The sequence below is a fragment of the Streptomyces sp. NPDC045470 genome (assembly GCF_040646595.1).
Lineage (GTDB): Bacteria > Actinomycetota > Actinomycetes > Streptomycetales > Streptomycetaceae > Streptomyces.
Window position 1 is genome coordinate 41837 of sequence record NZ_JBEZAN010000017.1, and the last position, 13795, is coordinate 55631.

Here is a 13795-nt window from a genome sequence, read left to right on the forward strand (position 1 = left end):
CCGCCGCCCCGCCCCCGTGCACCGCGCGTGTGCGCCGGGCGCCTGTCGCGCCGCGCACGCCCCTGCACAGAACCGCGCGCCCCTCCCTCCACGCCGCACACGCGGCCGTTCGGACGTACCGGTCCCGTCGCACACCCGCACGTATCGTGTGATGAACGGACGGGGGCACGACCAGCCCCCGCGGGGACGTCGAAGGGCAGGCCGGTGGCCAACGAACCGGAGAACATCGACCAGACGGCGAAGGCGCGCACACCACCGGACGGTCCGTCCATCCGGGCGGACGGCACGGTTCCGCCCGCCGTGCGCATCCAAGGGCTGTGGAAGAAGTACGGGGAACAGATCGCCGTGGCGGGGATCGACCTCACGCTGCCGGCGGGCCGGTTCATCGGCCTGGTCGGCCCGAACGGCGCGGGCAAGACCACCACCCTCTCGATGGTGACCGGCCTGCTGCGCCCGGACGCCGGGCAGGTGGAGATCGGTGGCCACGACGTGTGGCACGACCCGGTCGCGGTGAAGTCCCGTATCGGCGTACTGCCCGAAGGGCTGCGCCTGTTCGAGCGGCTGTCCGGCCGCGAACTCCTGGCGTACATCGGGCGGCTGCGGGGGCTGCCCGGTGCGGAGGTCGACAAGCGCGCCGACCAGCTTCTGCAGGTACTGGACCTGGCCGGCGCGCAGAACAAGCTCGTCGTCGACTACTCGACCGGTATGCGCAAGAAGATCGGGCTGGCGGCGGCGCTGCTGCACAACCCGGAGGTGCTCTTCCTGGACGAGCCGTTCGAGGGCGTCGACCCGGTGTCCGCGCAGACCATCCGCGGCGTACTGGAGCGCTACACCTCCTCCGGGGCCACCGTCGTCTTCTCCAGCCATGTGATGGAGCTGGTGGAGTCGCTGTGCGACTGGGTGGCGGTGATGGCGGGCGGGCGTATCCGGGCGGACGGCCCGACCGCCGAGGTGCGCGGCGACGCGCCGTCCCTCCAGGACGCCTTCCTCGAACTGGTCGGTGCCAACGGCCGCGCGGCCGGACAGGACCTGGACTGGCTGGGCGGCGGGGCCGCCCGATGAGCACCTCCGCCACCTCCACGACACCCGCCGGGGCGCCGCCCGGCGCCCCGCACGCGGCCCCGGCGACGTCGCTGACGCCGGTCTTCGTACGGCTCAAGCTGTCCCTGCTGCGCAACGGCCTGCGCCAGTCGTCCGGCCGGACCGTCGCCTATGTGGCGTCGCTGGTCATGTCCCTGCTGTGTGCGGCAGGTGTCCTGCTCGGCCTGATCGCCCTGCGCGGCGTCGACCACGCGGGCGCGCTCGGCGTGCTGCTCGCCGCCGTACTGACACTGGGCTGGGCGGCGATGCCGCTGTTCTTCCCCTCGGGCGACGAGACCCTCGACCCGACCCGGCTGGTCATGCTGCCGCTGCGGCCCCGGCCGCTCATCGTCTCGCTGCTGATCACGTCGCTGGTCGGCATCGGCCCGGTCTTCACCCTGGCGGTGGCCGTCGGCTCGGCGATCATGTTGGCGCACACTGCGGGCGCCGCGGTCGTCGGTGTCCTCGCCGTCGTCCTGGTCGTCCTGGTGTGCGTGGCGCTGGCGCGCGCCGTGGCCACCGCCAACGTACGGCTGCTGACCAGCCGCCGGGGCCGCGACCTCGCCGTACTGAGCGGCCTGTTCGTCGCCATCGGCGCACAGGGCGTGAACGTCGGCACGCAGAAACTGTTCGGCTCGGGCGCCGGGCTGTCCGCACTGGAACCCGTCTCCGACATCCTGCGCTGGGTGCCGCCCGCCTCGGCCGTCGACGCGGTCCAGGCGGCGAGCGAAGGCTCGTACGGGCGTGCCGTCCTGGGCCTGGCGCTGGCCGCCGTGGCGCTCGGCCTGCTGCTGTGGTGGTGGCAGCGCACCCTGACCACGCTGATGACCTCGCCCGACTCCTCCACCCTCCAGGCCGTCGAGAAGGACAGCGCGCGCAAGCAACGCTCCTCGGGCGGCGGCCTGCAGCGGCTGCTGCCCGAGAGCCGTACGGGCACCGTCGTCCTGCGGATGATGCGTTACGCGTGGCGTGACCCGAAGTCCAAGATGTCGTGGGCGATGGCGTTCGCCGTGGGCCTGCTCGTCCCGTTCATCTCCGCCATCCAGGGCGGCGGCAGCATCTACACGGCGTTCTCGGCGCCGGCCCTGCTGGGCATGCAGATGTACAACCAGTTCGGGCAGGACACCTCGGCGTTCTGGATGGTCGCCTCGACGATTTCCACGCCCCGCGACGCCTACCTGGAACTGCGGGCGCGCGGGCTGGGCCTGGCCCTGGTCGGCGTGCCGTTCGTGACGCTGGTCGTGATCGGCGCGGCGGCCTTCCTCGGGCCGTGGTCGGCGTTCTTCGACGTCTACGGACTGTCGCTGGCCCTGCTCGGCGCCCTGGTGGCGACCGGCGCGATGGCCTCGGCGGTGTTCCCGTACTCGATTCCCGCCGAGAGCAACAAGAACGTCGCCCCCGGCCAGGGCGCCATCGCCTGGTTCAGCCTGTTCGGCGGCATGCTGGTGAGCGCCGTACTGGCCGCGCCGATGATCGGACTGCTGATCTGGCTGCACGTGGCGGGCCTGCACAGCCTGCTGTGGCTGCTGCTGCCGGTCGGAGCGGCGTACGGGGTCGGCATCGCGCTCCTGGGCATGCGGGTGGCGGCACCGCTGGTGGCGCGGCGCCTGCCGGAGATCCTGGGCGCGGTCAGCAAGGGGTGAGACTCGGGGCTGCGCCGACGCTGTCGGCGCAGCCCGTCCGAAGTTGTCCACAGGCTTCCCCACGGCACTTGCCGGGCCGGTACCGTCGTGGAACGCGGCGACGAAATGATCGCCGCGTCGACACACGCGTCGACACGGACATCGCCACGGCCGTCGACGCGGCCACCGGCGCAGCCGGTGAACGGGGGTGGGGAAGCATGTGGCTGACCGGAAGAACGTCCGCGACCACGACAGCGGCCCTCCACACAGCCCTGTCCTCCCCCACCACCACGGCTGCCTCCCCTCTCCGCTTCCTCTTCCTCGCCGCCGGACCGCTCCTGCTCGTCGCGGCGGTCGGTCTCCTGCTCCGGCGCCGCTCGCGACTGCGGGACCTCGCACAGCCGTTGGCGATCCCCCGGGCGGTCTTCGCCGCCGTGCACCGCGCCGACGAGGCCGGGATACGGGAGCGTGCCGCTGAGGAAGTCGCCCGTCTGGCCGGGCACGCGCAGGGCAACCGGGCTGCCCCGGCGGCCACGGGTCGGGCCCGCGAGTCCTGCGCCACGGCCGAGGCACTTTTGCAGCGGGCGAGTGGAGTCCCCGACCTGGCAGGCGTCTTCGCCCTCGTCCACGAGGGCCGCACAGCCCTCGACGGGTCGAAGGCGCCGCTCCCCTTGTGCTTCTTCCACCCGCTGCACGGCCCGGCGGCCCGGCGCATACCCTGGCGCCCGTCCGACGACGGCGAGCGTTTCCAGGTAGGCGCCTGCGCGACCTGCATACGGGACCTCCGGTCCCGCCGGGAGCCGGACACGCTCACCGACCAGCGGGCCGGCCGGCCCGTCCCGTACTTCGACGTACCGCACGAGCACAGCCTGTGGTCGGCCACCGGCTACGGCTCCCTGCTGACCGACACCTCCCTGACCACCCACGTCCAACGCGAACTCGACCCCTCACGATGACCCGCCCCCGACTCAGCAACGCTGGAGCGCGCTGCCGGTGTGAGCACAGTGGGTCGCCGCTCGCCACGTGTTTCCCGCTGCATCGCGGGTTCGCCGCGTCGTGGGGACCGGCCGGGCTTCGACGCCCTGTGCGCACTCACCCCGGAGGAAGGAAAGCGGAAGGTCACGCTGACGTTCGCTGGCGTCGATGAGAGGAGCGACGCCCCCTCGAATCGCTGCGCACGCGTAAGGGGACGTTCCTGGCCGACTACGGGGAGTTCATGCGCGGGAGCGTATGAAGGCGGCGGCAGGCGCCGGGCAGCAGGCCGAAGAGCTGCGCTACCGGATCGAGCCGGGTGGCCCACCTGACATCCGGGTCCACGAGGTCGCGGTAGTGGCGCCGGGGGCACCATCGTGCCGCGCGTGCGCAGCGCCTGCCCCGGATGTGGGGGTACCCCCGGCTTCAGGCTGTGGCGGGCGGGGCCGGGGTCGAGGGCAGGGCGGCGAGGGCGGCTTGTTCTTCTTCGGGGGTGTAGCCGAGGCGGAGCGGGGGCTCGCCCCGGGCACGGTCCCAGGCCAGGACGTCGGCCGCCGTCACCTCCAGTGGTGTCGCGGGCATGCCCGCCTGCCGGGCGCGCGCCGCGCTGCGCTGCTGGGTCGCCCAACTCGCGCGGACCAGCGGGAACATCCGGGGCGCACCCTCGGGAGGGACCGGCACGATGTCGATCTCGGTGCCCGCCGCCCGTGCGCAGGACTCGATCAGTTCGCCGAGTGTCGTCGGCTCGGCCGGGCCCACCGCATGGAAGGCGCCGGGGCGGTCGTCGGTGAGCAACCGCACCACCAGGCGGGCCAGGTCGCGCGAGTCGACGACCTGTACCGGCTGCGCGGGGTCGCCCGGCAGGGCCACCCGGCCGCCGCGCGCGGCGCGGCGTACCCAGTACGTGAACGTGTCCATCGAGTCGTGCGGTCCGGCCACCTTGCCCGGCCGTACGATCGTCGCCCGCGGCCCGTACCGGGCGGTCACATCGTCCTCGCAGGCCACTTTGAGCGGGCCGTACGTGGCTTCGCTCAGCTCCTCGGTGTCGCGTACGGGCGGACGGCGCGGGGTGTCCTCGTCGCTCCCCGGGGCCACGCCCGTACGTTCGTAGACCGCGTGGCTGGAGATGAACAGGTACCGGCCGACACGGTCACCCAGGGCGTCCATCGCCTGTCCGACGTGTCGCGGGACATAACCGCTGACGTCGACGACCGCGTCCCAACCGCCCTCGCTCAGGGCGGCGTAGTCGCCGGTGTCACGGTCGCCGATGAGCCGGGGCAGGCCGGGGAACAGGTCGGGGTTGGTGCGGCCCCGGCCGAACAGGGTCACCTCGGCTCCGGTACGCAGGGCGTCCTCGACGATCGCGCGGCCCACGAAGGACGTTCCACCGAGCACAAGAAGGCGCATGGTCACCGACACTACCGAGACCGCGGCGGGCCCGGCACGGAAAATGGGGCGGGAGGGACGGCAGGGGCGGGAGTGGGTGAGGGAGCAGGGACGGGCGCGGGAACGGAAACCCGGCGCGGGCGGTGACGGGGGGTCAGGGCGGGAGGACGGACTCCAGGAAGGGGCCCAGTACGCCTCGCCACTCCTCGGGGGCCTCCCAGGGGAGCCAGTGCCCGGCGTCCGGGATTTCGGCGTAGGCGCCGTGCGGGAGGACGCGGACCATCTCCTGGGCCTCGGCGCGGCCCAGTTCGCCGTCCAGGCCGCGGACCACGAGCGTGGGGCACCGCACCAGTGCGAGGTCCTCCCAATGGGCGTCGTGGACCCAGGTCTCGCGGGCGGTGAGCATCTGGTGGCGGGAGAAGACCGGACGCCAGCCGTCCGCGCGTTCGGCCATGATCTCGGCGAAGAACTCGCCGCGGGCCGGCTGGGGCCGCTCCAGGGTCGGGTCCTCCTCGCCGAACCACTTGCGTACGTCCGCGAGGGTGGCGAACGGGACCGGCCAGGAGCCGAACCAGTCCGCCCACTCCTGCTGCGAGGCCGCGCCCAGGGCGGAGGCCCGCATGTCGCAGACGACCAGCGCGCTGACGAGGTCGGGCCGGCGGGCGGCCACCTGCCAGGCCGTCAGGGCGCCCATGGAGTGGCCGATCAGGACGGCGGGCGCCAGGCCGAGCTGCTCGATGGCGGCTATGGCGTCAGCGATGTACGCCTCGCGGTCGTACGGGCCGTCCTGGGGCTTCTCGCTGCGGCCGTGGCCGCGCTGGTCCAGGCCGACGGCGCGGCAGCGGGAGCCGAGCCAGCGGGCGGTCTCGGCCCAGTGCGACGCCCGGCCCATGAGGCCGTGCAGGAGCAGCACACCGGGGCCGCGCTCCCCCTCCTCCCCGCCCCGGCCGGTCTTCGGCGGGTCGGTGAACTCCCAGGCGGCGAGCCGGACGCCGCCGGTCCCCGTCACGTCGATACGCCGCACCACGGGCCCTGGCACCCCCATTCGGTCCTTGAGCAGCCCCACACTATCGAACCCCTATTCGAATACGCTGTTCCTGCGCCCAATAACCCTCGTTCGGGTGACCACACCCAAGGATTGCCGGTCCTCGCCGAGGGGAGACACGTAGCGGGAGGCGGGCCCCACCGGGAAGGGGGCCCACGGGGAAAGACCCTGAGAGCTCGGGGCTCCGGGTCTTGGCGGGGGGACGTGGGGAGGCGGGGCCCCGGCTGCTCGCAGCGCCGGGGCCCTGGTCGTTCACGGGGCCACGGCCGCCGCGGCGCCGACGGGCGGCCCGCCGGCGGGCGGCCCGGACACCGGCCGGTCGGCAGCACCCGGGAGTGCCGCTTTCACCCCTGCGACTTCCCGAAGTCGCCGCACACATCGACCTTTTCGCGCACCTGACGATCAAGCGCTCCGAGGCCGGACACACCGGGGCCGGGCACTTCGGGGGCAGGCACTGCAAAGCCCTGCATTTCAAGCCCGGGCGCATCGTGACCCGGCGCTTCAAGCCCGGGCGCATCGGGGTCAGGCGTTTCAGGACCGGGCGCATCGGGGTCAGGCGCTCCCAGACCGGACACTTCGAGACCAGGGGCACCGTCCGGGGCCGAACCGGGGGTCGCGGCGGAGCGCTCCTCACCCGAGCCCCCTCCCCGACCCGGGCCCGCGGCGGCAGGCGCGGTCGCGCCCAGTGCGTCGTTCAGCCGCCTCGCCCCGGGCCTCCGGCGCCACACGTCATGAGCCCGCTGTCGTCGCGCGCGCACGCCTGCCGGGGTCCGTACGGCATCGCCGCGCGACCCTCGGCAAGCCTTCACGCACACGCTCAGCGCCAGCGTGACACGCCACCGGCCGCTCCGCTCGCGTTCCGCCAACTCCGTCCGTCGGCACAGCGGTTGAGCAGTACTCCGGAGCGGCCGTCGGGCCAGGTCAGGCGGGCGGAGCGGGGGCGGACGGAGGTCAGCGCTTGGCGACGAAGACGTGCGCGGCGATCTCGGATTCCAGCTCCGCCGCCTCGCCGCTGCTGCCGACCAGGACGCCCGTGGAGGACTCGGTCACGCTGACCACCGCGCCCGGCTGCACCCCGGCCCGCCGCAGCGTGTACATGAGCTGGGCGTCGGCCTGGATGGGCTCGCCGATCCGGCGCACCACGACCGTCTTGCCGTCCGCGCCGGCCTCCAGGTCCATCAGGCTCACCATGCCGGCGTCCAGGAACGGGTCGGCCTCGGCCTTCTCGCCCAGCTCCTCCAGACCCGGGATCGGATTGCCGTACGGCGACTCCGTCGGATGCCGCAGCAGCTCCAGGACGCGGCGCTCGACCGCCTCGCTCATCACGTGCTCCCAGCGGCACGCCTCGGCGTGCACCTGCTCCCACTCCAGTCCGATGATGTCGACGAGCAGGCACTCGGCGAGCCGGTGCTTGCGCATGACGCGGGTCGCCAGCCGGCGGCCCTCCTCGGTCAGCTCCAGGTGGCGGTCGCCCGCGACCGTGAGCAGGCCGTCCCGCTCCATGCGCGCCACGGTCTGGCTGACCGTCGGGCCGCTCTGTTCGAGCCGCTCGGCGATCCGGGCGCGCATCGGGACCACACCTTCCTCTTCCAGCTCAAGGATGGTGCGGAGATACATCTCCGTGGTGTCGATCAGTCCGGACATGCGTGCCCCTTGATGTGTCGTGCGGTGGCCCTGAACTCAATTCTGACGCATCCCACTGACAACGGATCCGCGTCCGCTCCGGCCGGACCCTCCCGAAGCCCCGGTACGGCGGCACCCGCCCCGCGGCGGGACGGCAACCGGGCGACGTCCCGGCGGCCGGAAGGTGTCCGTCCGGTCGCGAGCGGTGGCGCACACCGTATTGACAGGGCACTGGTCCAGACCGCAACGTGATCCGCGCCACGGCCGTCCCGCCAGGGCAGGCACGCGGCACCCCGGCCGGCTCGTACTGCCGGATGCGTCAGAACGTAGGACAAACGTACGAGGACCAACGTACAAGACCGATGAGTACCGACGAGAGGGGCCCCGCGGCGATGGGCGAGAGCAACCGGTTGGCCGGGCAGTACTTCGACGCCGCGATCGACCTGCTGCGCCGGGTGCGCGACGAGGAGGACGAGCGGATCGGCGCCGCCGGGACGCTCATCGCCGACACCGTCGAGGCCGGCGGCCGGGTCTTCGTCTTCGGCGCCGGGCACTCCTCCCTCCCCGCGCAGGACACGGTCTACCGGGCCGGCGGCCTCGCCCTCATGAACCTGCTCACCGTCCCGGGCGTCGTCGGCGTCGACGTACGGCCCGCGACGCTCGGCAGCGCGCTGGAGCGGGTGGACGGACTGGCCGGGGCAGTCCTGGACACCAGCCCCCTGGAGGCCGGTGACGTGCTGATCGTCATCTCGCTCTCCGGCCGCAACTCGCTGCCGGTCGAGATGGCCATGAACGCGCGGGCGCTGGGCCTGAAGGTCATCGGGCTGACCTCGGTGGCGTACGCGGAGGAGACCAGGTCACGGCACGTCTCCGGCACATATCTGCGGGACCACTGCGACATCGTCCTGGACAGCAAGATCCCGGTGGGCGACGCGGAGTTGACGCTGCCGGGCATCGAGGCGCCGTTCGCCCCGGCCTCGACGGTCGTCACCAGCGCGGTCATGCAGGCCGTCGTCGCGACGGCCGCGGGCGTCCTGGCCGACCGCGGCATCGACCCGCCGCTGCTGCGCTCCGGGAACGTGGACGGCGGCCACGACTGGAACGGCCGGGTGATGCGGGAGTACGCGGACCGGATCTACTACCGGCAGTAGCGGACGGGGTACGGAAGCGGGGACGGCGGCCCAACACCGACCCCGCCGGCCCCTCAGGCCCCACCAGCCCCCAGGCACCCCCGGCCCCACCAACCCCTCAGCCCCCCGCCACCTCGCCCGCGAGATCCAGCGCCGCGGCGATCCGGGAGGCGACGTCCTCCGCGTACGCCGCGTCCGCGCGGTCGAAGGGCCGCCGTGAGGGCCCGCGCAGGAACGTCACCACGCCCAGCGTCCGCCCCCGGCTGCGCAGCACCACGCACAGGCCGTGCACGGTGCCGTCCGGCCACTTGCGGGCCGCGGCCCAGCCCTCCGCGACGGCCGCGCCCGCGCCGGCCCGTACCGAGCCGCACCGTTCCAGCGCCAGCGCGGCCGGGTGGCCCGCACCGTAGGCCACCGGAATCCCGGTCGGCGGGACCGCCTCGGAGGGGCCGGGCGCGCCGGCAGGTGAGGCGATGGCCCGTACCAGGGCGGGCGCGCTCTCCGGAGGGACGCCGGTGCCGCTCCCCTCACCGGCGCCGCCGTCCTCGCCGGTCCCGCCCCGCACCACATCGACCAGCCCGTGGTCGGCGAACCCCGCGAGGGCGAAGTCCAGGTGGACCGCCGCCGCCTCCGTCGGGCCCTCGCACTCCCCCGCGGCCCGGCCCGCCCGGTGCAGCTGCTGGGCGCGGAAGCGCAGCAGGGCGCTCTCCTGTTCCGTGCGCTTGGCGTCCGTGACGTCCTGGAAGAGCCAGCCCACGCCGAGCGGTACGGGTTCCTCCGTGAGGGGCGAGGCCAGCCGTACGAAGCCGCTGCGCCAGCACCGGCGGGTCTGTTCGGCCTCGTCGGACCGGAGGGTCACCCACAGTTCGGCGGCGGCGGGCGGGGTGCCTTCGGCGAGGACGTGCGTCAGGGCGCTCTCCAGTTCCTCCACGCCCTGGGTCAGCAGGTCGCCCAGCGGGCGTCCGAGCACGGCCGTACGGCCCATGCCCAGGGCGCGGGCGGCGTGCGCGTTGACGACCGCGGGCCGCAGGTCGGCGTCGACCAGCACCACGGCCCAGGAGGCGTCCACGAAGAGCGCCTCGCTCAGCGCGATGGACCGTTCCAGGTCGATCTGGGTGTGCACCTCGCTGAACGCGCAGTACACGCCGGCCGCCCGGCCGTCGGGCCCGAGCACCGCGGAGGACTGGGTGCGTACCAGGACGCGGCGCCCGTCCTTGGTCAGCAGCGCGAACTCGTGGACCTGGCGCCCGGGTGAGCGGGTCGCCGCCAGCAGGCGGGCCTCCACCTCGTCGGCGTCCTCCTTGCGTACCGCCCAGCCGGCCAGTCCCTGGCGGCCGACCGCCTCGTCCGCCGTCCAGCCGAGGATGCGTTCCGCCTCGCGGTTCCAGTGGGTGACCGAGCCGTCCGCGCCGAAGGCGCACAGCGCGGCGTCCATCCCGTCCAGCAGGGCGGCGAGCAGGCCGGAGTCGTCGCTGTCCGGCTGCGGGTCCTGGTCCGCTCCGGGGCACCCGTCCGCGCACGCGTCGTCCGGTGGCGGGCCGTCCCGGTCCGCTTCCCGGCCCTGCCCGCCGGGCGGTACGGGCGCGAAGCGGCGCGACGAGGGCGAGGACGACGAAGAAGACGATGACGATGACGACGATGAGGACGAGGAGGAGGACGACGAAGACGAAGCAGCCACTGGCACCCCCTACGAACGCGGCCGTACGTGCTGCACGCCGGATCATTCAACTGGAACGTGACGCGGACCACACCCCATTCGGGGAAATCCCTCAAATCCCTGCCGCCGAAATTCGGTTGTGCGGCCGCCGTACCGGTTCCTAGGGTGTGAGGCACACGAGAAGGGAGGTGGTTCGGCAGATGATTTCGCACCGGACGCGTGAGGTGGCTGCGGGCTAGCGGCCCGTCGTCGCACTCAGTGTGCAGCGCCGGACCAGCACAGGAGAGAGCTGTGCAGCCGGCCAATCCCAAGCAGTCACCCGACCCGCGGGCTGCCGGTTCGTCCGACCGGCCCCTTCGCGCCCCAGGCGCGGGGGAAGCAGCCCGCGGGTCGTCTGCGTCTCCGGACCCGGACGCGTAGGCGGCACCCGCCGCTTCTCGGCGCGCGGGCACGTAGGCCGTACCCGCCGCCCCTCAGGCGCGAGCCGTACGGCCCCTCAGGGCGCCAGCCGTACGACCGACCAGCTCGCGCCCTCGCGCTCGTACCGCAGCCGGTCGTGCAGGCGGTTCTCCCGGCCCTGCCAGAACTCGACGGTCTCCGCGACGACCCGTACGCCGCCCCAGTGCGGCGGCGCCGGTACCTGCTCGCCCTCGGGGTAGCGGGCCGCCAGATCGTCGTAGGCGCGTTCCAGTTCGGCGCGGGAGGCGACCGGCGTGGACTGGTCGCTGGCCCAGGCGCCGAGCTGGGAGCCGTGCGGGCGGGTACGGAAGTACGCGGCGGTCTCGTCGCGGCCGATGCGGGCGGCCGTGCCGGTCACGACGACCTGCCGGGCCAGCGGGTGCCAGGGGAAGAGCAGCGAGACGTGCGGGTTCTCCGCCAGGTCGCGGCCCTTGCGGCTGCCGTAGTTGGTGAAGAAGACAAAGCCGTGCTCGTCGAACCGCTTGAGCAGTACGGTCCTTGAGCTGGGGCGGCCCGCGGCGTCGGCGGTCGAGACGATCATCGCGTTCGGTTCGTGCAGTCCGCTGGTGGCCGCTTCCTTGAACCAGCGAGCGAACTGGTCGTACGGGCCGGGGGCGAGTTCTGCCTCGGTGAGTCCCTCGGCGCGGTACTGCGCCCGCATGGCGGAGGGATCGAGCGGGTCCGGGGTGGGCGTGTCGGCGGAGTGCACGGCCACATCTTGCAGCATGAGGGCCGGTTGGGGCAGCCGGGTGGCAGGGAAGTCTGCCCTTGGTCGACGTGGCGTAACCCTCGCTTAAGCGAATCGTCCGGTGTGCCGGATCTCACCCTTCCCGGCACGTACCGGACCGGCCAAAATCGTGCCGCGCGCCACTGTGGCGCACGGGCGGTGCGGGATATCGTGTCCGCCCTGAAGTGATCGAAGTGACGTGCTCCGGGCGGGAAGCCACGGGTGCCGGTCGGGTGACCAACGCCCGCGCGGGGCATGACGGGAGTGACCGGGACGGACCGCGAGCCGCAGGGGCGGCCGCGTAACCGGACCGGCGCCCGGACCCGTCGTCCGACGCCCGGAGCGGCCCGCGGAGCCGGTGGTCCCGCCGGGGCCGTCCGCCGGCCGGTCACCGCGGCGGACTTCCGGACGGCGTCCACCGCACCGCCGGCCCGAACCACCCGAAACGCCCGACCCGACCAGCCTGACCTGACAGATCTCGCACGCACGGCATCTTGGTCATGAGCCGCATGTCGTCCACATCTTGAGGAGCCGCCTGATGTCCGACTTCGTACCCGGACTCGAAGGAGTCGTCGCGTTCGAGACGGAGATCGCCGAACCGGACAAGGAGGGCGGCGCGCTGCGCTACCGGGGCGTCGACATCGAGGACCTGGTCGGCAAGGTCTCCTTCGGGAACGTGTGGGGGCTGCTGGTCGACGGGTCGTTCAACCCGGGGCTGCCGCCGGCCGAACCGTTCCCGATCCCCGTCCACTCGGGTGACATCCGGGTGGACGTGCAGTCCGCGCTGGCCATGCTCGCGCCGGTGTGGGGCCTGAAACCGCTGTTGGACACCGACGTGGAGACCGCCCGCGACGAGCTGGCGCGGGCGGCGGTGATGGCGCTGTCGTACGTCGCGCAGTCGGCGCGCGGGCAGGGGCTGCCGATGGTGCCGCAGAAGGAGATCGACAAGGCCGGCACGATCGTCGAGCGCTTCATGAAGCGCTGGCGCGGCGAGCCGGACCCCAAGCACGTCGCGGCGGTCGACGCCTACTGGACCTCGGCGGCCGAGCACGGCATGAACGCGTCCACGTTCACGGCCCGTGTCATCGCCTCGACCGGCGCCGACGTGGCGGCCGCGCTGTCGGGCGCGGTCGGCGCGATGTCCGGGCCGCTGCACGGCGGGGCGCCGTCCCGGGTCCTCGGCATGATCGAGGAGATCGAGCGGACGGGGGACGCGACGGCGTACGTGAAGCAGGCGCTGGACCGCGGCGAGCGGCTGATGGGCTTCGGCCACCGGGTGTACCGGGCCGAGGACCCGCGGGCCCGGGTGCTGCGGCGCACCGCCCGTGAGCTGGGCGCGCCGCGCTTCGAGGTGGCGGAGGCGCTGGAGAAGGCCGCCCTGGAGGAGCTGCACAACCGGCGTCCGGACCGGGTCCTGGCGACGAACGTGGAGTTCTGGGCGGCGATCGTGCTGGACTTCGCGGAGGTCCCGGCGCACATGTTCACGTCGATGTTCACCTGTGCCCGCACGGCGGGCTGGAGCGCGCACATCCTTGAGCAGAAGCGCACGGGCCGCCTGGTCCGGCCGTCGGCCACGTACGTCGGCCCCGGCCCGCGCGGGCCGGAGTCGGTGGAGGGCTACACGCTGCCCGTGTGACGGGCCGGGCGCTCCTGGCGCCGTACGGCGTCCTCGGTGACCGGCGTGAAGAGATTGACCAGGTTGCCGTCGGGGTCCCGGAGGAGCAGCGAGCGGTTGCCCCACGGCATGGTCGTCGGCTCCTGGACGAACGTGCAGCCGTGGGACGCCAGACGCCGGTGTTCCGCGTCGACGTCGTCGACGCGGAACTCGGTGATCACCGTGTGGTTGGCGGCGGCCCGCGCGCTTCCTTCGCCGAACAGCGCCACCGTGCGGCTGCCGGCGATCGCCAGCGTGCCCGCCGGCGTCACGAGTTCGGCGAATTCGGGGGTGGCCCACGCTGCCGGGACGCCGGTGACGCGCTCGTAGAACGCGACGAGGCGGGCGACGTCGTCGGTGATCACGCGGAGGGAGACGAAATTCATGGTGCTGCTTCCTGGCGGGGAGGGAGAGGTGCCCGGAACGACGGGCGTCGCCGG

At 73.3% G+C, this 13795-nt stretch carries 11 protein-coding genes; 5 read left to right on the forward strand and 6 right to left on the reverse strand.

All coding sequences use genetic code 11. The features are described 5' to 3' along the window. The first annotated feature begins 270 nt into the window (after positions 1-270). The 3 genes from AB0A97_RS32900 (at position 271) to AB0A97_RS32910 (ending at position 3658) form a co-directional block, all read left to right on the forward strand. Complete coding sequence (locus tag AB0A97_RS32900) at positions 271-1062, forward strand: ABC transporter ATP-binding protein (protein ID WP_361157140.1); 792 nt, start codon at positions 271-273, stop codon at positions 1060-1062. After that, a complete protein-coding gene (locus AB0A97_RS32905) occupies positions 1059-2723 on the forward strand; it encodes a transporter (protein ID WP_361156894.1) in 1665 nt (554 codons plus the stop codon). Before AB0A97_RS32900 ends, AB0A97_RS32905 begins: the two co-directional genes overlap by 4 nt. Before the next feature lie 197 nt (positions 2724-2920). Beyond that, entirely contained in the window at positions 2921-3658 is a 738-nt protein-coding gene (locus AB0A97_RS32910; RefSeq protein WP_361156896.1) for a hypothetical protein, read from the forward strand. 442 nt (positions 3659-4100) lie between these two features. Here AB0A97_RS32910 and AB0A97_RS32915 read toward each other — a convergent pair whose 3' ends face one another. From AB0A97_RS32915 to AB0A97_RS32925, 3 genes are all read right to left on the reverse strand, one after another. After that, on the reverse strand, positions 4101-5081 hold the full coding sequence (locus AB0A97_RS32915; protein ID WP_361156898.1) for an NAD-dependent epimerase/dehydratase family protein: 981 nt from the start codon (positions 5079-5081) through the stop codon (positions 4101-4103). 133 nt (positions 5082-5214) lie between these two features. Beyond that, positions 5215-6087, reverse strand: a complete 873-nt coding sequence (locus tag AB0A97_RS32920; RefSeq protein WP_361157143.1) for an alpha/beta hydrolase — start codon at positions 6085-6087, stop codon at positions 5215-5217. A gap of 969 nt (positions 6088-7056) precedes the next feature. Next, positions 7057-7749: a metal-dependent transcriptional regulator gene (locus AB0A97_RS32925; protein ID WP_361156901.1), complete on the reverse strand. Its 693-nt coding sequence runs from the start codon at positions 7747-7749 to the stop codon at positions 7057-7059. A gap of 371 nt (positions 7750-8120) precedes the next feature. Between AB0A97_RS32925 and AB0A97_RS32930 the strand changes: the two genes are divergently transcribed. Beyond that, positions 8121-8879 carry an SIS domain-containing protein gene (locus AB0A97_RS32930; protein WP_361157145.1) on the forward strand — a complete coding sequence of 253 codons (759 nt, stop codon included), beginning with the start codon at positions 8121-8123 and terminating at the stop codon, positions 8877-8879. Positions 8880-8976: 97 nt separating this feature from the next. Here the strand turns inward: AB0A97_RS32930 and AB0A97_RS32935 are convergent, their stop codons facing one another. Together AB0A97_RS32935 and pdxH are read right to left on the reverse strand one after the other, a co-directional pair. Beyond that, the gene (locus tag AB0A97_RS32935) at positions 8977-10317 is read right to left on the reverse strand and encodes a PAS domain-containing protein (protein WP_361157147.1); all 1341 of its coding nucleotides are present in this window, start codon (positions 10315-10317) and stop codon (positions 8977-8979) included. Positions 10318-11011: 694 nt separating this feature from the next. Further along, positions 11012-11701 (reverse strand): pyridoxamine 5'-phosphate oxidase, encoded by a 690-nt coding sequence (gene pdxH, locus AB0A97_RS32940; RefSeq protein WP_361156903.1) that lies wholly within the window; start codon positions 11699-11701, stop codon positions 11012-11014. A 538-nt stretch (positions 11702-12239) separates the two neighbouring features. On the opposite strand from pdxH, the gene AB0A97_RS32945 reads away from it, so the two are divergent. Then, on the forward strand, positions 12240-13337 hold the full coding sequence (locus AB0A97_RS32945) for a citrate synthase 2 (protein WP_361156906.1): 1098 nt from the start codon (positions 12240-12242) through the stop codon (positions 13335-13337). Here the strand turns inward: AB0A97_RS32945 and AB0A97_RS32950 are convergent. Continuing rightward, positions 13319-13741, reverse strand: a complete 423-nt coding sequence (locus AB0A97_RS32950; RefSeq protein WP_361156908.1) for a VOC family protein — start codon at positions 13739-13741, stop codon at positions 13319-13321. The two genes, AB0A97_RS32945 and AB0A97_RS32950, sit on opposite strands and share 19 nt — an antisense overlap. Positions 13742-13795 lie beyond the last annotated feature (54 nt).